This is a genomic window from Escherichia sp. WS33, assembly GCF_046486385.1.
Classification (GTDB): domain Bacteria; phylum Pseudomonadota; class Gammaproteobacteria; order Enterobacterales; family Enterobacteriaceae; genus ECMA0423.
This window is the reverse complement of the sequence record NZ_JBJQLJ010000002.1, coordinates 12,540-33,020: the sequence shown is the minus strand read 5'-3', so window position 1 is coordinate 33,020 and position 20,481 is coordinate 12,540. Positions and strand designations below refer to the sequence as shown.

12 protein-coding genes and 1 pseudogene are annotated in these 20,481 nt (G+C 46.8%); all 13 read left to right on the top strand.

Annotated features, from left to right (window positions below; all coding sequences use genetic code 11):
- Positions 1-138 precede the first annotated feature (138 nt).
- Entirely contained in the window at positions 139-1,092 is a 954-nt protein-coding gene (gene lsrR / locus ACJHXA_RS02205; RefSeq protein WP_000154340.1) for a transcriptional regulator LsrR, read from the top strand.
- 78 nt (positions 1,093-1,170) lie between these two features.
- A complete protein-coding gene (gene lsrK, locus ACJHXA_RS02200) occupies positions 1,171-2,763 on the top strand; it encodes an autoinducer-2 kinase (RefSeq protein ID WP_000113127.1) in 1,593 nt (530 codons plus the stop codon).
- 530 nt (positions 2,764-3,293) lie between these two features.
- Positions 3,294-8,714: an ECSE_1600 family autotransporter gene (locus tag ACJHXA_RS02195; protein ID WP_001315515.1), complete on the top strand. Its 5,421-nt coding sequence runs from the start codon at positions 3,294-3,296 to the stop codon at positions 8,712-8,714.
- Positions 8,715-8,922: 208 nt separating this feature from the next.
- The gene (hipB, locus tag ACJHXA_RS02190; RefSeq protein WP_001296726.1) at positions 8,923-9,189 is read left to right on the top strand and encodes a type II toxin-antitoxin system antitoxin HipB; all 267 of its coding nucleotides are present in this window, start codon (positions 8,923-8,925) and stop codon (positions 9,187-9,189) included.
- Positions 9,189-10,511, top strand: a complete 1,323-nt coding sequence (gene hipA, locus ACJHXA_RS02185) for a type II toxin-antitoxin system serine/threonine protein kinase toxin HipA (protein WP_001125455.1) — start codon at positions 9,189-9,191, stop codon at positions 10,509-10,511. Before hipB ends, hipA begins: the two co-directional genes overlap by 1 nt.
- Positions 10,512-10,822: 311 nt before the next feature.
- A pseudogene (locus ACJHXA_RS02180) lies at positions 10,823-11,031 on the top strand (helix-turn-helix domain-containing protein); the annotation flags it as partial.
- Positions 11,032-11,464: 433 nt separating this feature from the next.
- Positions 11,465-12,028 (top strand): type 1 fimbrial major subunit FimA, encoded by a 564-nt coding sequence (fimA, locus tag ACJHXA_RS02175; protein WP_001296758.1) that lies wholly within the window; start codon positions 11,465-11,467, stop codon positions 12,026-12,028.
- Between the two features lie 360 nt (positions 12,029-12,388).
- The gene (locus tag ACJHXA_RS02170) at positions 12,389-13,099 is read left to right on the top strand and encodes a fimbria/pilus periplasmic chaperone (RefSeq protein ID WP_001195166.1); all 711 of its coding nucleotides are present in this window, start codon (positions 12,389-12,391) and stop codon (positions 13,097-13,099) included.
- Positions 13,100-13,140: 41 nt separating this feature from the next.
- Positions 13,141-15,792 (top strand): fimbria/pilus outer membrane usher protein, encoded by a 2,652-nt coding sequence (locus ACJHXA_RS02165; protein ID WP_039023495.1) that lies wholly within the window; start codon positions 13,141-13,143, stop codon positions 15,790-15,792.
- A 13-nt stretch (positions 15,793-15,805) separates the two neighbouring features.
- A complete protein-coding gene (locus ACJHXA_RS02160) occupies positions 15,806-16,336 on the top strand; it encodes a fimbrial protein (protein ID WP_000876784.1) in 531 nt (176 codons plus the stop codon).
- A gap of 12 nt (positions 16,337-16,348) precedes the next feature.
- Positions 16,349-16,852, top strand: a complete 504-nt coding sequence (locus ACJHXA_RS02155; protein ID WP_000825461.1) for a fimbrial protein — start codon at positions 16,349-16,351, stop codon at positions 16,850-16,852.
- A gap of 58 nt (positions 16,853-16,910) precedes the next feature.
- The gene (locus ACJHXA_RS02150; protein WP_000520669.1) at positions 16,911-17,825 is read left to right on the top strand and encodes a fimbrial protein; all 915 of its coding nucleotides are present in this window, start codon (positions 16,911-16,913) and stop codon (positions 17,823-17,825) included.
- Positions 17,826-18,158: 333 nt separating this feature from the next.
- On the top strand, positions 18,159-20,438 hold the full coding sequence (gene ydeP, locus ACJHXA_RS02145; RefSeq protein ID WP_000726700.1) for an acid resistance putative oxidoreductase YdeP: 2,280 nt from the start codon (positions 18,159-18,161) through the stop codon (positions 20,436-20,438).
- Positions 20,439-20,481: the final 43 nt, after the last annotated feature.

The following is a 20,481-nucleotide window of genomic DNA, read 5'->3' as shown; positions in this document are numbered from 1 at the left end:
TTTATGCTATTTTGATTTTCACGGTTGCGTTTGTTCATGCTCGTAGAGTCAAACTGTGGCTGCCATCACAGATATAAATGCGCAAGAACTGAACAATTGCATTAAAGATTTAAATATGTTCAAAGTGAAGAATGAATTATGACAATCAACGATTCGGCAATTTCAGAACAGGGAATGTGTGAAGAAGAACAGGTCGCGCGGATCGCGTGGTTTTACTATCACGACGGGCTGACCCAGAGCGAGATCAGCGATCGTCTCGGCCTGACCCGTTTGAAAGTGTCGCGCTTGCTGGAGAAAGGGCATCAGTCCGGCATTATTCGCGTACAGATTAATTCTCGCTTTGAAGGCTGTCTGGAATATGAAACTCAATTACGTCGTCAGTTTTCGCTGCAACATGTCCGGGTGATCCCTGGGCTTGCGGATGCTGATGTCGGCGGGCGACTGGGGATAGGCGCGGCGCATATGTTGATGAGTTTACTTCAACCACAACAGATGCTGGCGATTGGTTTTGGCGAGGCAACCATGAATACGCTGCAACGCTTAAGTGGTTTTATTTCGTCACAGCAAATTCGCCTGGTCACGCTCTCCGGTGGCGTCGGTTCTTATATGACGGGTATCGGGCAGCTTAACGCGGCGTGCAGTGTGAATATTATTCCGGCTCCGTTGCGGGCATCCTCCGCTGACATTGCCCGTACGCTAAAAAATGAAAATTGCGTCAAAGATGTTCTGTTAGCCGCGCAAGCAGCCGATGTGGCGATTGTCGGCATTGGGGCCGTCAGTCAACAGGACGACGCGACGATCATTCGCTCCGGTTATATCAGCCAGGGCGAACAGTTAATGATTGGTCGAAAAGGGGCGGTTGGCGACATTTTAGGCTACTTTTTTGATGCAAAAGGTGACGTTGTCACGGATATTAAAATACATAACGAACTGATTGGCTTACCTTTAAGCTCGCTGAAGACCATACCCGTCCGGGTTGGCGTGGCAGGGGGAGAAAATAAAGCCGAAGCAATTGCCGCTGCAATGAAAGGCGGTTATATCAACGCACTGGTTACCGATCAGGACACAGCAGCGGCGATTTTACGTAGTTAAATTTGCATGACCTTATTACCGGGAATGATGGAGAACGTATAGAGGAACAGACAGAACGCATAAGCCGAGGATAATCTAATGGCTCGACTCTTTACCCCTTCAGAATCAAAGTATTACCTGATGGCGCTGGATGCAGGTACCGGAAGTATTCGGGCTGTGATATTCGACCTGGAAGGCAATCAAATAGCAGTGGGACAGGCGGAGTGGCGGCACCTGGCAGTACCGGACGTTCCTGGTTCTATGGAATTTGATCTCAACAAAAACTGGCAACTGGCGTGTGAGTGTATGCGCCAGGCGCTGCACAACGCCGGCATAGCCCCGGAGTATATCGCTGCCGTTTCGGCATGTTCGATGCGTGAAGGCATTGTTTTATATAATAATGAAGGAGCCCCGATCTGGGCCTGCGCCAATGTGGATGCCAGAGCGGCACGCGAAGTTAGCGAACTTAAAGAACTGCACAACAATACCTTTGAAAACGAAGTTTATCGCGCGACCGGACAAACACTGGCTTTAAGTGCCATCCCCAGATTACTTTGGCTGGCGCACCATCGTTCCGATATTTACCGTCAGGCATCAACCATCACCATGATCAGCGACTGGCTGGCCTATATGCTCAGCGGCGAACTGGCGGTGGATCCCTCTAACGCTGGCACCACGGGACTTCTTGATCTAACCACCCGTGACTGGAAACCTGCATTGCTGGATATGGCTGGCCTACGTGCCGATATTCTTTCTCCTGTCAAAGAAACCGGCACATTGCTGGGCGTGGTAAGTTCACAAGCGGCGGAACTCTGCGGTCTGAAGGCGGGCACTCCGGTGGTCGTTGGAGGAGGCGACGTGCAGCTTGGTTGCCTTGGGTTAGGCGTTGTGCGTCCGGCACAAACCGCGGTTCTTGGCGGCACATTCTGGCAGCAAGTTGTAAATTTAGCCGCGCCGGTGACAGACCCAGAAATGAACGTGCGCGTTAATCCTCATGTTATTCCTGGCATGGTACAAGCTGAATCTATAAGCTTTTTTACCGGACTCACCATGCGCTGGTTCCGCGATGCTTTCTGTGCCGAAGAAAAACTGATTGCCGAACGTTTAGGCATCGACACCTATACGCTGCTGGAAGAGATGGCCAGTCGGGTGCCGCCTGGGTCGTGGGGCGTAATGCCGATCTTCTCCGACAGAATGCGCTTTAAAACCTGGTATCACGCTGCGCCTTCCTTTATTAACTTGTCCATTGACCCGGATAAATGTAACAAAGCGACATTGTTCCGTGCGCTGGAAGAAAATGCGGCGATTGTATCAGCGTGTAACTTGCAGCAAATTGCTGATTTCTCGAATATTCATCCTTCATCGTTAGTCTTTGCAGGCGGAGGTTCAAAAGGGAAATTATGGAGTCAAATTCTCGCTGATGTCTCGGGATTACCCGTCAATATTCCGGTGGTCAAAGAAGCCACTGCATTAGGATGTGCCATTGCAGCTGGCGTCGGTGCCGGAATTTTTTCATCAATGGCAGAAACCGGAGAACGCCTGGTTCGCTGGGAACGGACGCACACACCAGACCCGGAAAAGCATGAACTTTATCAGGATTCACGCGATAAGTGGCAGGCAGTTTATCAGGATCAGCTGGGGCTGGTTGATCATGGACTGACGACGTCGTTATGGAAAGCGCCTGGGTTATAGTTTCATTGACAGCCACATCATGATGACCGTGGCTGTTAGTTTTTGAGTATAGTTATTCTTATTTCCCTTCTTTTAGAGCTGGCTTGTTAAAAGCCAGCTTGCAGATTCATCGTTCCATCACCAGTACTATATTCAAGGGAAAATTGCTATTTTTCTTAAAGCATTAAGCACAACCCTTATTTTATAGCGAATATTCCTAAAGACACTAATGGATGCAAAAGGGGTTTAATAAACTTCGATTTTTAGCAATTAGTGCTATTCTTTGTTAAATATGATGATGATAATTTTCCTATTGAAAGAAACAGTTTTCTTATTAAGCAACAATAACTCATAGTTCATGTTTAAATAAAATAAGAACTATGCAATTTTTAATCTATCAATTCGAAAGCATTAGCAAATTAGCCAAATTGACACCTTCCCACCTCCAACTAACACTCAATACAGACCTCTGACAATTTAATAAGTTTCATTTTTAATGTCTGACGACTCATCTCTTTCGTGACTGTATTGTTTGTATATGGAGCGTTTATATGAATAGAATCTATCGCGTGATATGGAATTGCACTCTACAGGTATTTCAGGCCTGCTCGGAATTAACTCGCAGGGCAGGTAAAACATCGACGGTTAATTTGCGTAAATCCTCTGGACTGACAACGAAATTCAGTAGATTGACGCTGGGTGTTTTGCTGGCACTAAGCGGTTCAGCGTCTGGTGCAAGTCTGGAAGTTGATAATGATCAGATTACCAATATTGATACTGATGTTGCTTATGATGCCTACCTGGTTGGCTGGTATGGCACTGGAGTGCTTAATATTTTGGCTGGCGGTAATGCCTCCTTAACCACTATTACTACCAGCGTCATTGGCGCTAATGAGGACTCAGAGGGCACCGTTAATGTTTTGGGTGGCACCTGGCGATTGTATGATAGCGGAAATAATGCAAGGCCTTTAAATGTGGGTCAATCCGGAACGGGGACGCTGAATATTAAACAGAAGGGTCACGTCGATGGAGGCTATTTAAGATTAGGTTCTTCGACAGGAGGCGTCGGGACGGTCAATGTTGAGGGAGAGGACTCTGTTCTGACGACCGAATTATTCGAAATAGGGAGTTACGGTACGGGCTCATTAAATATTACGGATAAGGGTTACGTCACGAGTTCAATCGTCGCCATTTTAGGCTATCAGGCGGGCAGTAATGGCCAGGTTGTCGTTGAAAAGGGTGGCGAGTGGCTAATAAAAAATAACGATTCCTCAATTGAATTTCAAATTGGTAATCAAGGAACGGGGGAAGCGACTATTCGCGAGGGTGGACTGATTACGGCTGAAAACACGATTATCGGTGGCAATGCTACCGGTATCGGAACCCTGAATGTGCAGGATCAAGACTCTGTCATCACGGTACGCAGACTCTATAATGGATATTTCGGTAATGGCACACTCAATATTTCCAATAATGGACTAATTAATAACAAAGAATATTCATTAGTGGGCGTTCAGGACGGTTCCCACGGTGTCGTCAACGTGACCGATAAAGGGCATTGGAATTTCCTCGGAACGGGCGAAGCTTTCCGCTATATCTATATCGGTGATGCTGGCGACGGTGAACTTAATGTCTCGCGTGAAGGTAAAGTAGATTCGGGAATTATCACTGCGGGGATGAAAGAAACAGGCACAGGCAACATTACTGTTAAGGATAAGAACTCCGTTATCACTAATCTCGGAACTAATCTTGGTTATGACGGCCACGGCGAAATGGATATCAGTAATGAGGGGCTTGTTGTCAGCAACGGAGGAAGCTCACTCGGTTATGGAGAAACCGGCGTCGGGAATGTCAGCATCACCACGGGGGGGATGTGGGAGGTCAATAAGAATGTCTATACCACCATTGGTGTTGCGGGCGTCGGAAACCTCAATATTAGCGATGGCGGTAAGTTCGTATCGCAAAATATTACTTTTTTGGGCGATAAAGCAAGCGGTATCGGCACACTGAACCTGATGGATGCGACATCATCGTTCGATACTGTGGGTATCAATGTCGGTAATTTTGGTAGCGGTATCGTAAATGTCAGTAATGGTGCCACCCTTAATTCAACGGGCTATGGATTTATCGGAGGAAATGCCTCCGGTAAGGGGATAGTTAATATTTCAACGGACAGTCTCTGGAATTTAAAGACATCATCTACTAACGCACAATTGCTACAGGTCGGTGTATTAGGCAAGGGTGAACTGAATATTACCACCGGAGGTATAGTTAAAGCGCGTGATACACAGATAGCTCTCAATGACAAAAGTAAGGGCGACGTGAGGGTGGATGGGCAGAACTCTCTTCTTGAAACATTCAATATGTACGTAGGGACATCTGGTACGGGTACGTTAACCCTGACGAATAGCGGCACGCTGAATGTCGAAGGTGGAGAAGTTTACTTAGGTGTTTTTGAACCTGCTGTAGGAACGCTAAACATTGGTGCAGCTCACGGTGAGGCGGCGGCAGATGCCGGGTATATAACCAACGCGACGAAAGTAGAGTTTGGTTCTGGCGAAGGTGTTTTTGTCTTTAATCATACTAATAACAGTGATGCCGGCTACCAGGTCGATATGCTGATTACAGGTGACGATAAAGACGGAAAAGTGATCCATGATGCAGGCCATACGGTGTTCAATGCAGGGAATACTTATAGCGGTAAAACGCTGGTCAATGACGGCCTCCTGACCATTGCGTCTCATACGGCAGATGGGGTAACGGGCATGGGTTCGAGTGAAGTCACCATTGCAAGCCCCGGTACGCTCGACATTCTCGCATCAACGAACAGTGCAGGAGATTACACGCTGACCAATGCGCTCAAAGGCGATGGCTTGATGCGAGTGCAGCTGTCATCCTACGACAAGATGTTTGGCTTTACCCATGCAACAGGGACTGAATTCGCCGGTGTTGCCCAACTGAAAGACAGTACCTTCACTCTGGAACGCGACAACACCGCTGCGCTTACTCACGCGATGTTGCAGTCTGACAGTGAAAATACCACATCGGTAAAAGTGGGAGAGCAATCCATTGGTGGACTGGCTATGAATGGCGGTACGCTCATTTTCGATACGGATATTCCTGCTGCGACGCTTGCAGAGGGATATATCAGCGTCGATACGCTGGTTGTCGGCGCGGGTGACTACACCTGGAAAGGCCGTAACTATCAGGTAAACGGGACGGGCGACGTGCTTATCGACGTGCCTAAACCGTGGAATGATCCCATGGCGAATAACCCTCTGACGACGCTCAATTTGCTGGAACACGACGATAGCCATGTCGGCGTTCAACTGGTGAAGGCGCAAACGGTTATTGGGTCGGGTGGCTCATTAACGTTACGTGATTTACAGGGCGACGAGGTGGAAGCGGACAAAACGTTACACATTGCGCAAAACGGAACGGTGGTCGCCGAGGGTGATTATGGATTCCGCCTCACGACCGCACCAGGTGATGGTTTGTACGTTAACTATGGGCTGAAAGCGCTGAACATCCATGGTGGGCAAAAGCTGACGTTAGCCGAACATGGCGGAGCCTATGGCGCAACGGCCGATATGTCGGCAAAAATCGGTGGTGAAGGGGATCTGGCAATCAATACGGTGCGACAGGTTTCGCTTTCCAACGGTCAGAACGACTATCAGGGGGCAACCTACGTTCAGATGGGGACATTACGTACCGATGCGGATGGTGCACTTGGCAACACCCGGGAACTGAACATCAGCAACGCGGCCATCGTCGATCTTAATGGATCGACGCAGACGGTAGAGACATTCACCGGGCAGATGGGTTCGACTGTTTTGTTCAAAGAGGGGGCGCTGACGGTAAATAAAGGTGGGATCAGTCAGGGTGAACTGACAGGTGGCGGAAACCTGAATGTTACAGGGGGAACGCTGGCTATCGAGGGGCTTAATGCACGCTACAATGCGTTAACCAGCATTAGCCCAAATGCGGAAGTCAGCCTCGATAATACTCAGGGGTTAGGCAGAGGAAATATTGCCAATGACGGTCTGTTAACGCTAAAAAACGTGACTGGCGAACTGCGTAATAGCATAAGCGGGAAGGGTATCGTGAGCGCAACCGCCAGGACAGATGTAGAGCTGGATGGCGATAATAGCCGCTTTGTGGGGCAATTCAACATTGATACAGGCAGCGCGCTCAGCGTCAACGAGCAGAAAAACCTGGGTGATGCTTCCGTTATCAATAATGGCCTGCTCACCATCTCCACTGAGCGTAGCTGGGCGATGACGCACAGTATCAGCGGTAGCGGTGATATGACAAAACTGGGTACCGGGATCCTGACTCTTAACAACGATTCCGCGGCGTATCAGGGTACGACGGATATCGTGGGGGGGGAAATTGCTTTCGGTTCCGACTCTGCCATTAATATGGCAAGTCAACACATTAATATCCATAACAGCGGTGTGATGTCGGGAAATGTCACCACTGCAGGTGATGTGAACGTTATGCCTGGGGGGACACTGCGTGTCGCTAAAACCACAATCGGCGGCAACCTGGAGAATGGCGGCACGGTTCAAATGAATAGCGAAGGGGGGAAACCGGGGAATGTACTGACCGTTAACGGCAACTATACCGGAAACAATGGCCTGATGACGTTCAACGCGACGCTGGGCGGCGATAATTCGCCCACCGATAAAATGAACGTGAAAGGCGATACCCAAGGGAACACTCGCGTTCGGGTTGATAACATTGGCGGCGTCGGTGCACAAACGGTCAACGGTATTGAACTCATTGAGGTTGGCGGTAATTCTGCAGGTAACTTCGCGCTGACCACCGGAACTGTCGAAGCTGGGGCTTACGTCTACACGCTGGCTAAAGGGAAGGGGAATGACGAGAAAAACTGGTATCTGACCAGTAAATGGGACGGCGTAACGCCAGCGGATACGCCCGACCCCATCAATAATCCCCCTGTTGTGGATCCGGAAGGCCCATCAGTTTATCGCCCGGAGGCCGGAAGCTATATCAGCAACATTGCCGCAGCCAACTCGCTGTTTAGCCATCGTTTACACGACCGTCTGGGTGAGCCGCAGTATATAGATTCACTGCATTCTCAGGGGTCGGCAAGCAGTATGTGGATGCGTCATGTCGGAGGGCACGAACGTTCAAGGGCCGGTGACGGTCAGCTAAATACTCAGGCTAACCGCTATGTATTGCAGCTAGGCGGCGATTTGGCGCAGTGGAGTAGCAACGCGCAGGATCGCTGGCATCTTGGCGTGATGGCAGGTTACGCTAATCAGCACAGTAATACTCAGAGTAATCGTGTGGGTTATAAATCGGATGGGCGCATCAGCGGTTACAGCGCTGGGCTGTACGCGACCTGGTATCAGAACGATGCGAATAAGACCGGCGCTTATGTTGACAGCTGGGCGCTGTATAACTGGTTTGATAACAGCGTCAGTTCCGATAACCGTTCTGCTGACGACTATGATTCTCGCGGTGTGACGGCCTCTGTTGAGGGTGGGTATACCTTTGAAGCGGGAACATTTAGCGGCAGCGAAGGGACGCTGAATACCTGGTACGTCCAGCCACAGGCGCAAATCACCTGGATGGGTGTGAAAGATTCCGACCATACCCGGAAAGACGGAACGCGCATTGAAACGGAAGGCGACGGAAATGTGCAAACGCGACTTGGGGTGAAAACCTACCTGAACAGCCATCACCAGCGTGACGATGGTAAACAGCGTGAGTTCCAGCCTTACATTGAAGCGAATTGGATCAACAACAGCAAAGTCTACGCCGTGAAGATGAATGGTCAAACCGTAGGCCATGAAGGTGCGCGTAATCTCGGTGAAGTACGTACCGGGGTTGAGGCGAAAGTAAATAACAACCTTAGCCTGTGGGGGAATGTCGGTGTGCAACTAGGTGATAAAGGCTATAGCGATACTCAGGGCATGCTGGGAGTGAAATATAGCTGGTAAACCGTATAAGCCGCATGTCGAGATGGCATGCGGCTTAATATTGCCGACTTCAAAGGCTTTAAAGCCTCCCTTTTATCCGCGATCGCGGATATCGCAGCGTTTATCCCGTACAGCGGATAAGATGTGTTTCCAGATTGACTTTATCCTCACTAAAGGATAAAACTGATAATATCCCCTTAAGCGGATAAATTTGCTGTGGACGTATGACATGATGAGCTTTCAGAAGATCTATAGCCCAACGCAATTAGCGAATGCAATGAAACTGGTTCGCCAGCAAAATGGCTGGACGCAGAGCGAGCTGGCGAAAAAAATTGGCATTAAGCAGGCGACAATTTCCAATTTCGAAAACAACCCTGACAATACCACGCTCACGACATTTTTTAAGATTTTACAGTCGCTTGAACTCTCAATGACACTATGCGACACGAAAAATGCCTCGCCAGAATCAACAGAACAGCAAGATCTGGAGTGGTAATGCCTAAACTTGTCACTTGGATGAACAACCAGCGGGTAGGCGAGTTAACGAAGTTAGCCAACGGCGCGCACACCTTTAAGTATGCACCGGAGTGGTTAGCCAGCCGTTATGCCAGACCGTTGTCACTTTCGCTGCCATTGCAGAGGGGGAATATCACCTCAGATGCCGTATTTAACTTCTTCGATAACCTGTTACCCGATAGCCCGATTGTACGTGACCGGATCGTTAAACGTTATCATGCTAAATCCAGACAACCGTTTGATTTATTGTCAGAAATAGGGCGAGACAGCGTTGGTGCCGTAACGTTATTACCCGAAAATGAAACCATAACGCGCCCGATAATGGCATGGGAAAAGCTTACTGAAGCCAGGCTTGAAGAAGTATTAACGGCTTATAAAGCAGATATCCCTCTGGGCATGATTAGAGAAGAAAATGACTTTCGCATCTCGGTTGCTGGCGCGCAGGAGAAGACAGCGCTGCTTAGAATAGGCAATGACTGGTGCATTCCGAAAGGAATAACGCCGACGACGCACATCATTAAATTACCGATTGGCGAAATCAGGCAGCCCAATGCGACGCTCGATCTCAGCCAAAGCGTTGATAATGAGTATTACTGTCTGCTGCTGGCGAAAGAACTTGGGTTGAATGTTCCGGACGCAGAAATCATTAAAGCGGGAAATGTGCGCGCGTTAGCGGTCGAACGTTTTGACAGGCGTTGGAATGCTGAGCGAACGGTTTTACTTCGCTTGCCACAGGAGGATATGTGTCAGACATTCGGTTTACCTTCATCGGTGAAATATGAATCAGATGGAGGCCCAGGCATCGCGCGGATCATGGCTTTTTTGATGGGGTCCAGCGAGGCGCTGAAAGATCGCTATGATTTTATGAAATTCCAGGTCTTCCAGTGGTTGATTGGCGCAACGGACGGTCATGCAAAAAACTTCTCCGTATTTATTCAGGCTGGCGGCAGTTATCGACTCACGCCATTTTACGACATCATTTCAGCATTTCCGGTCCTTGGCGGTACGGGAATACACATCAGCGATCTCAAACTGGCAATGGGGCTTAACGCATCCAAAGGCAAAAAAACGGCAATCGATAAAATTTATCCGCGACATTTTTTGGCGACAGCAAAGGTGCTGAGATTCCCGGAAGTGCAGATGCATGAAATCCTAAGTGACTTTGCCAGAATGATTCCGGCAGCACTGGATAACGTGAAGACTTCATTACCGACAGATTTTCCGGAGAACGTGGTGACGGCAGTTGAAACCAATGTGTTGAGGTTGCATGGACGGTTAAGCCGAGAATACGGTAGTAAGTGAGATATGGGGTTTGGTCGTTGTTAATGAGCACGACAATCATGACCGCCAACGACTGGATTCTTCCTTGGTTTATACTGGTGCGCATAATGTATATTATGTTAAATCATGTCTGAGTGATGCGAAGTGCTTTTCTGGTAGTCGTTATTCGTTCAGGGTTCAAGAACTTAAGCCTCTCCTCTTTCATAATTGGCCTGTGCATGGAGAAATAGCCTGGTTATTCCCTGCCCCATGCTAAGAGCGCAGTGTCTGTCGCATAGACACTGCATACGAAAACACCAGAGGGTGCTGTTACTTATTTAAGGACGGATCAAGCGGGAATGAGTCCACTCCGGTATCAGAAATGGCTACGTCTCAATGAAGTCAGGCGACCGATGCTGAATGAACATTACGATGTCACCACAGCAGCCTATGCTGTCGGTTACGAAAGCTATCCCATTTCAGTCGGGAATATTCGCGGATGTTTGGAGAGTCACCCAAGAGAGATATTACCAGGTTAAGAAAGTCTGTCGGTCAGCTTTAATAAACCCTGCACTTATCTGTTTAGAGCAATTCGGTGTTAGTTTCAGCAAGCAAACATTAACCATAGCTAATGATTTATAGCCATATTAACCATTAGTAGCCCTTGACCTTTCCTGACACTTCCCTTGTTCGCAATAATATTCTGTTTAGTCACGGTTTATAAATAACATGCATAATGAAATCGTCATGTTATTTAGCGACATAAAATGTTTTTGCAAATACTCTCTTCAACAAGTGCAGCAATAAACTTGTTGTGATTAGGTGTCCTTGTGATTTAAAGATATTATCGTTCTTCGTGAAATGTAATAACCCTGGAAACTATATTCTCAGGGCAACAACCAATCAAGAATGATTCTTGTTTTATAAGCAATAACAGAATGACTTAATTGTTAACTCTCTTTATTCAGCTACTTAAATATAAATTTTGGAGAATTATGAAACTCAAACATGTTGGTATGATTGTCGTTTCTGTGTTGGCGATGTCGTCTGCTGCGGTAAGCGCAGCCGAGGGTGATGAATCAGTAACGACCACTGTTAATGGCGGTGTTATTCATTTTAAAGGTGAAGTGGTAAATGCCGCTTGTGCAATTGATTCAGAATCAATGAACCAAACGGTTGAGCTGGGTCAGGTTCGTTCTTCTCGCCTGGCTAAAGCGGGTGACCTCAGCTCCGCCGTTGGCTTCAATATCAAGCTGAATGATTGTGATACCAATGTTTCCAGTAATGCAGCTGTTGCATTCCTGGGTACTACTGTCACCAGTAATGACGATACGTTAGCGCTGCAGAGTTCAGCGGCAGGCTCTGCCCAAAATGTCGGTATTCAAATTTTGGACCGTACGGGTGAGGTATTAATACTTGATGGGGCCACTTTTAGTGCTAAAACCGACTTGATTGATGGCACGAATATACTGCCATTCCAGGCTCGTTATATTGCTCTCGGGCAGTCCGTAGCTGGTACTGCAAACGCTGATGCGACCTTCAAAGTTCAATATCTATAATTCAATCTTAAGGTGGCTATACGTCATCTGAAATTGAAACAGGGTGTGTGTGGCATGGCTACGCACACCCGAGCAATTTACCAATATTCATCTCATTTTTAATGAGAAATGGTTTGTATTTGGAGCGCTATGAAAAATCACATAATATCTAAACTATCAATAAACAACAGTAGTTAAACTTACTGTTATTTAAAATATTTACTTTGTAGCAAGGTTTTCCTATTAAAAGAGAACCAACATTTATTACAAACGCATTAAGTCTGGAAACCCGGCGACTCGCCAATGTATTAGCAACATTAATCGATTGTCTGATGTAACGGTTTTCCCGCTTATCCTCTTAACACATGGAGAATGCATCAGATGCAAACTACGCGTACCCCCTACTCTATTTCCTTTATGGCGACAGTGTTACTTTTATTGCTCTTTGCTTGCCATAGCACCGTTGCCAACGCAGCTGTCGCACTGGGTGCGACGCGGGTAATTTATCCGGCAAACCAGAAACAGGTTTTATTGCCTGTCACGAATAATGATCCTGCCAGTGTCTATCTCATTCAGTCATGGATAGAAAATGCAGGTGACCAAAAAGACACCCAGTTTGTCATTACCCCACCGCTTTTTTCCATGCAAGGTAAAAAAGAGAATACGCTGCGGATAATCAACGCTACTAATCATCAGTTACCAGGCGACCGTGAAAGCCTGTTCTGGGTGAATGTTAAAGCTATTCCTGCTATGGAAAAAGACCAGAAGAATGAGAATACATTACAGCTGGCAATTATTAGCCGCATAAAAATGTTTTATCGCCCCACGAACCTGGCAATGGCACCTGAAGAAGCGCCTGCAATGCTTCGGTTTCGTCGCAGCGGTAGCAAACTCACGCTTATTAATCCAACGCCCTATTTCATTACCGTAACAAATATGAAAGCAGGAAATAGCAATCTCCCAAACACCATGGTGCCGCCAAAAGGTGAAGTATCGGTGGATATCACGCATGCTGCAACCGGGGATATCAGTTTTCAGACGATCAATGATTACGGTGCATTAACTCCGCGTATTAAGGCAACCATGCAGTAAGCCAGTGACCTAATTAATAATAAACTCAATCGGAATTAATAATGACAGCCATTCGTGCCGCATTTAAGGCATATCGTATGCATCAGGTGTTAATAATGCCTCGCTTTGCACGGCTTACCATTGCCCTTGGCTTAGCAACTGCGGTATTTCCCGTTGACGCAGAGTATTATTTTAATCCACGGTTTTTAAGCAATGATCTTGCTGAATCTGTCGATTTATCCGCCTTTACTAAGGGACGCGAGGCACCACCTGGTACATATCGGGTCGACATTTATTTGAACGATGAATTTATGACTAGTCGGGATATTACTTTTATTGCAGATGATAATAATGCAGAACTCATCCCATGCCTGAGTACAGATCTTCTTGTCAGTCTTGGTATAAAAAAATCAGCGTTATTAGACAATAAAGAACATTCGGCAGAAAAACATGTGCCGGACAACAGCGCATGCACACCACTTCAGGATCGTTTGGCCGACGCATCAACTGAGTTTGATGTTGGTCAGCAACATTTGTCACTCTCCGTTCCGCAAATTTATGTTGGCAGAATGGCTCGCGGCTATGTTTCTCCTGATCTGTGGGAAGAAGGAATAAATGCTGGGCTTCTAAACTATAGTTTTAATGGTAATTCTATTAATAATCGTAGTAACCATAATGCAGGAAAATCAAACTATGCATATTTGAATTTACAGAGTGGCATCAACATTGGTAGTTGGCGACTGCGCGATAACTCAACGTGGAGTTATTACAGTGGGAGTAGCAATTCATCTGACAGCAATAAATGGCAGCATATCAATACGTCGGCTGAACGTGACATTATTCCCTTACGCTCACGGTTAACGGTAGGTGATAGTTATACCGATGGCGATATTTTTGATAGTGTGAACTTTCGTGGCCTCAAAATAAATTCAACAGAAGCGATGTTGCCCGATAGCCAACATGGTTTCGCTCCGGTGATTCATGGTATTGCCCGTGGAACCGCACAAGTGAGTGTAAAACAGAACGGATACGATGTTTATCAGATTACTGTTCCACCCGGCCCTTTTACTATTGATGATATCAACTCTGCGGCCAATGGTGGTGATCTGCAAGTAACCATAAAAGAGGCAGACGGCAGTATTCAGACATTATATGTTCCTTATTCGTCTGTTCCGGTTCTCCAACGTGCTGGATATACGCGTTATGCGCTTGCCATGGGGGAATATCGTAGTGGAAATAACCTGCAAAGCTCTCCCAAGTTCATACAAGGTAGCTTGATGCATGGTCTGGAAGGAAACTGGACACCTTATGGCGGAATGCAAATTGCAGAAGATTATCAGGCCTTCAACCTTGGTATTGGGAAAGATTTAGGACTTTTTGGTGCCTTTTCTTTCGATATCACACAGGCCAATACGACACTTGCAGATGGCACCCGTCACAGTGGGCAATCGGTTAAATCCGTCTACAGCAAATCCTTCTACCAGACAGGAACCAATATCCAGGTCGCAGGATATCGCTATTCTACGCAAGGTTTTTATAACTTATCCGACAGTGCCTACAGTCGAATGAGTGGTTACACCGTCAAGCCTCCTACCGGAGACACCAATGAGCAGACACAATTTATTGATTATTTTAATCTGTTCTACAGTAAGCGTGGTCAGGAACAAATAAGCATCTCTCAGCAGCTTGGAAATTACGGTACGACATTTTTCAGTGCCAGTCGCCAAAGTTACTGGAACACGTCACGCAGCGACCAGCAAATATCATTTGGATTAAATGTGCCGTTTGGTGATATTACGACTTCGCTGAATTACAGCTATTCCAATAATATATGGCAAAACGATCGGGATCATTTACTCGCTTTTACGCTTAATGTTCCCTTCAGTCATTGGATGCGTACAGACAGTCAGTCGGCATTTCGTAATTCAAACGCCAGTTACAGTATGTCAAACGATTTGAAAGGCGGCATGACCAATCTATCGGGGGTTTATGGCACTCTGCTGCCGGATAATAACCTGAATTATAGCGTTCAGGTCGGTAACACCCACGGAGGTAATACATCGTCTGGCACCAGTGGTTACAGTTCTCTTAATTATCGTGGAGCTTACGGTAATACGAATGTCGGTTACAGTCGGAATGGTGACAGCAGCCAGATTTATTACGGAATGAGTGGTGGGATTATTGCTCATGCTGATGGCATCACCTTTGGACAGCCGCTGGGCGACACAATGGTTCTGGTTAAGGCTCCTGGCGCTGATAATGTCAAAATAGAGAACCAGACCGGAATTCATACCGACTGGCGTGGCTATGCAATATTACCATTTGCGACAGAATATAGAGAAAATCGTGTCGCTCTTAACGCGAATTCCCTTGCAGATAATGTTGAACTGGATGAAACCGTAGTCACTGTCATCCCAACTCACGGTGCTATTGCCAGAGCAACATTTAATGCACAAATCGGCGGGAAAGTATTAATGACGTTGAAGTACGGTAATAAAAGCGTTCCATTCGGTGCAATTGTCACTCACGGAGAGAATAAAAATGGCAGCATTGTCGCGGAAAATGGTCAGGTTTATCTGACTGGACTTCCACAGTCAGGGAAATTACAGGTTTCATGGGGCAATGATAAAAACTCAAACTGTATTGTCGATTACAAGCTTCCTGAAGTCTCTCCTGGAACCTTGCTGAACCAGCAGACAGCAATCTGTCGCTAAGGAACAATAGATTATGAAATACAATAACGTTATTTTCCTCGGTTTATGTCTGGGGTTAACCACCTATTCTGCTTTATCCGCAGATAGCGTTATTAAAATTAGCGGGCGCGTCCTCGATTATGGCTGCACAGTCTCATCGGATTCGCTTAATTTTACCGTAGATCTCCAAAAAAACAGTGCCAGACAATTTCCAACGACCGGTAGCACAAGTCCAGCCGTCCCTTTTCAGATTACGTTAAGTGAATGCAGCAAAGGGACAACGGGGGTTCGGGTTGCATTTAACGGTATTGAGGATGCAGAAAATAATACTCTGTTGAAACTGGATGAGGGAAGCAATACGGCCTCCGGTTTAGGTATAGAAATACTGGACGGAAATATGCGTCCGGTGAAACTGAATGACCTTCATGCCGGGATGCAGTGGATCCCACTGGTACCAGAACAGAACAATATTTTGCCTTACTCCGCTCGTCTGAAGTCAACTCAGAAGTCCGTCAATCCGGGACTGGTGAGGGCTTCGGCAACCTTTACCCTTGAATTTCAATAATCAGAGTCAGATATGAAAAGACTTCACAAGAGGTTCCTGTTAGCTACGTTTTGCGCGTTATTCACAGCAACTCTCCAGGCCGTCGATGTCACTATCACTGTTAATGGTCGGGTAGTCGCTAAACCCTGCACTATTCAAACCAAAGAAGCTAACGTTAATCTCGGGGATCTTTATACGCGCAATCTGCAACAACCTGGTTCTGCATCTGGCTGGCACAATATTACTTTGTCATTAACCGATTGTCCGGTTGAAACAAGTGCAGTGACGGCAATCGTGACAGGTTCAACTGACAATACGGGTTATTACAAAAATGAAGGTACTGCCGAAAATATTCAGATAGAGCTGAGGGATGACCAGGATGCGACGTTAAAAAATGGCGATAGCAAAACGGTTATTGTTGATGAGATCACTCGTAATGCACAGTTTCCACTTAAGGCAAGAGCTATCACGGTGAATGGAAACGCAAGCCAGGGAACGATCGAGGCGCTAATCAATGTGATCTACACCTGGCAATAACGTCGATTCGATTTTCTTAGCCTTCTTTTTAAATCAATTTTTAACCTTAGGATATATCATGGGTAAAACAATCAGTATAAAGGTCCTGTTCGGTATTTATCTTCTATTAATGGCAGGCAAAGTTTTTGCCTTCAGTTGTAATGTCGATGGCGGGTCAAGTATTGGAGCAGGTACAACCTCTGTTTATGTTAATCTCGACCCTGTAATACAGCCGGGCCAGAATCTGGTTGTAGACTTGTCTCAGCATATAAGTTGCTGGAATGATTACGGCGGCTGGTACGACACTGATCATATAAACCTGGTACAAGGCTCAGCTTTCGCAGGCTCCCTACAGTCATATAAAGGATCGCTGTACTGGAATAATGTGACCTACCCCTTCCCGTTGACGACAAATACCAACGTATTGGATATTGGTGATAAGACACCGATGCCATTACCGTTAAAACTCTATATTACCCCAGTTGGGGCGGCCGGTGGAGTTGTCATAAAAGCGGGGGAAGTCATTGCCCGTATTCATATGTATAAAATTGCAACATTAGGAAGCGGAAATCCGCGTAATTTTACGTGGAATATTATTTCAAATAACAATGTTGTTATGCCAACAGGCGGCTGCACCGTTGATAGTCGTAATGTCACCGTGGATCTCCCGGACTTTCCTGGAAGCGCAGAAATACCCCTTGGCGTATATTGCTCAAGCGAACAAAAGCTCTCATTTTATCTTTCGGGTGCCACCACTGACAGTGCCCGACAAGTGTTTGCTAACACAGCACCAGATGCAACAAAAGCATCGGGAGTGGGTGTCTCTCTGATGCGTAATGGAAAAATACTGGCTACGGGAGAAAATGTCTCCTTGGGGACAGTAAATAAAAGCAAAGTACCTCTGGGTTTAAGCGCAACCTATGGACAAACAGGGAACAAAGTTTCAGCCGGAACCGTCCAGTCAGTCATTGGTGTCACTTTTATCTATGAATAATTGTGATTTTGACCTTAGTCTATGCGCTCCATTCACGAAAATTGCGCGGATAATTATTTTGTGAAAGCTATTATCCTACACCTGTAAGAAAATCCGCGCACAATTGAAGCCAGAGTCTTATTTTTTATATTAAAAAATATGTTAATTTAAACACTATGAGAGATGATGCTTACCTTATCGTATTTAATCTATTGTTTAACGATAATAGATTAAAAATAGAAAGAGAGTAGTCCCCTACTCTTATATATCCATGTTGGCGATAATCCCTTTGTATGTACTGTGCATCATCGCTATTACAAATCCTAATAATTCATTTCCACACAGGATAAGTAGATGAAGAAAAAAATTGAATCCTACCAGGGTGCTGCCGGTGGTTGGGGTGCTGTTAAATCCGTAGCGAATGCAGTACGTAAGCAGATGGATATACGCCAGGATGTTATTGCCATGTTTGACATGAATAAGCCAGAGGGCTTTGACTGTCCGGGTTGTGCATGGCCAGATCCTAAGCACAGTGCGTCATTCGACATTTGTGAAAACGGCGCAAAAGCAATCGCCTGGGAAGTCACGGATAAGCAGGTAAACGCCTCTTTCTTTGCTGAGAATACGGTTCAATCATTACTTACCTGGGGAGACCACGAGCTTGAGGCTGCGGGGCGACTCACTCAGCCTTTGAAATATGATGCCGTCAGCGACTGTTACAAGCCATTAAGCTGGCAACAAGCTTTCGATGAAATTGGCGCACGCCTTCAAAGCTATAGTGATCCCAATCAGGTTGAATTCTATACTTCGGGCCGCACTTCCAATGAAGCTGCCTTTCTTTATCAGCTTTTTGCCCGTGAATACGGGAGCAATAACTTTCCCGACTGCTCCAACATGTGCCATGAACCGACAAGCGTGGGTTTGGCAGCGAGTATCGGTGTAGGTAAAGGGACCGTGTTGCTGGAAGACTTTGAGAAGTGCGATTTAGTCATTTGCATTGGGCATAACCCTGGTACAAACCACCCTCGCATGCTGACTTCGTTGCGCGCTTTAGTGAAACGGGGAGCGAAAATGATCGCCATCAATCCTCTACAGGAACGTGGCCTGGAGCGATTTACTGCACCGCAAAACCCGTTTGAAATGCTGACGAACTCTGAGACTCAGTTGGCCAGTGCCTACTATAACGTGCGCATTGGTGGTGATATGGCGTTGCTCAAGGGGATGATGCGCCTGTTAATTGAGCGCGATGATGCTGCAAGCGCCGCAGGTCGGCCCTCATTGCTGGATGACGAATTTATTCAAACGCATACCGTCGGCTTTGACGAGCTACGCCGTGACGTTCTCAATTCCGAGTGGAAAGATATCGAACGTATTTCTGGATTAAGTCAGACTCAAATCGCCGAACTGGCTGATGCATATGCCGCTGCCGAACGAACCATTATCTGTTACGGAATGGGGATCACTCAGCACGAACATGGTACCCAGAATGTACAGCAACTGGTCAATCTGCTGTTGATGAAAGGTAACATTGGCAAGCCTGGTGCGGGTATCTGCCCACTACGTGGCCACTCTAATGTACAGGGCGACCGAACCGTCGGTATCACCGAGAAACCGTCTGCAGAGTTTCTGGCTCGCCTGGGTGAGCGCTATGGCTTCACACCACCTCAAGCACCTGGACATGCTGCAATTGCCAGCATGCAAGCAATATGTACAGGGCAGGCTCGAGCATTGATCTGCATGGGGGGCAACTTTGCACTGGCAATGCCAGATCGGGAAGCGAGCGCTGTACCGTTAACGCAATTAGATCTGGCGGTACACGTAGCCACTAAGCTTAACCGCTCTCATCTGCTGACCGCACGGCATAGCTATATTCTGCCGGTTCTGGGACGTAGCGAGATTGACATGCAAAAAAGCGGTGCGCAGGCGGTAACCGTTGAGGATTCAATGTCGATGATTCATGCCTCGCGTGGCGTGTTAAAACCCGCCGGTGTAATGCTGAAATCAGAGTGTGCAGTGGTCGCGGGAATCGCGCAGGCAGCACTACCCCAGAGCGTGGTAGCCTGGGAGTATCTGGTGGAAGATTATGATCGCATTCGCAATGACATTGAAGCTGTGCTGCCAGAGTTCGCCGATTATAACCAGCGCATCCGACATCCTGGTGGTTTTCACCTGATAAACGCTGCTGCTGAAAGGCGCTGGATGACTCAGTCAGGTAAGGCTAATTTCATTACCAGCAAAGGGCTGTTAGAAGATCCCTCTTCAGCGTTTAACAGTAAGCTGGTCATGGCGACAGTACGCAGCCACGATCAGTACAACACGACGATTTATGGTATGGATGATCGCTATCGAGGGGTATTCGGTCAACGAGATGTGGTCTTTATGAGTGCTAAACAAGCTAAAATTTGCCATGTAAAAAACGGCGAAAGAGTTAATCTTATTGCGCTTACGCCAGACGGTAAGCGCAGCTCACGCCGCATGGATAGATTAAAAGTGGTCATTTACCCTATGGCTGACCGCTCACTAGTGACCTATTTTCCAGAATCGAATCACATGCTAACACTTGATAACCACGATCCATTAAGTGGCATTCCTGGCTATAAAAGTATTCCGGTTGAATTAGAACCATCAAATTAATGCCTCTTCTCATTTCTTCTGCTGTCATCCGCACAGCAGAAGA

Coding starts and splice junctions, on each gene's coding strand:
- ACJHXA_RS02155 (WP_000825461.1), top strand. CDS start 16,349: ATGAAAAGACTTCACAAGAGGTTCCTGTTAGCTACGTTTTGCGCGTTA.
- lsrR (WP_000154340.1), top strand. CDS start 139: ATGACAATCAACGATTCGGCAATTTCAGAACAGGGAATGTGTGAAGAA.
- ACJHXA_RS02160 (WP_000876784.1), top strand. CDS start 15,806: ATGAAATACAATAACGTTATTTTCCTCGGTTTATGTCTGGGGTTAACC.
- ACJHXA_RS02195 (WP_001315515.1), top strand. CDS start 3,294: ATGAATAGAATCTATCGCGTGATATGGAATTGCACTCTACAGGTATTT.
- ACJHXA_RS02150 (WP_000520669.1), top strand. CDS start 16,911: ATGGGTAAAACAATCAGTATAAAGGTCCTGTTCGGTATTTATCTTCTA.
- fimA (WP_001296758.1), top strand. CDS start 11,465: ATGAAACTCAAACATGTTGGTATGATTGTCGTTTCTGTGTTGGCGATG.
- hipB (WP_001296726.1), top strand. CDS start 8,923: ATGATGAGCTTTCAGAAGATCTATAGCCCAACGCAATTAGCGAATGCA.
- hipA (WP_001125455.1), top strand. CDS start 9,189: ATGCCTAAACTTGTCACTTGGATGAACAACCAGCGGGTAGGCGAGTTA.
- lsrK (WP_000113127.1), top strand. CDS start 1,171: ATGGCTCGACTCTTTACCCCTTCAGAATCAAAGTATTACCTGATGGCG.
- ACJHXA_RS02170 (WP_001195166.1), top strand. CDS start 12,389: ATGCAAACTACGCGTACCCCCTACTCTATTTCCTTTATGGCGACAGTG.
- ydeP (WP_000726700.1), top strand. CDS start 18,159: ATGAAGAAAAAAATTGAATCCTACCAGGGTGCTGCCGGTGGTTGGGGT.
- ACJHXA_RS02165 (WP_039023495.1), top strand. CDS start 13,141: ATGACAGCCATTCGTGCCGCATTTAAGGCATATCGTATGCATCAGGTG.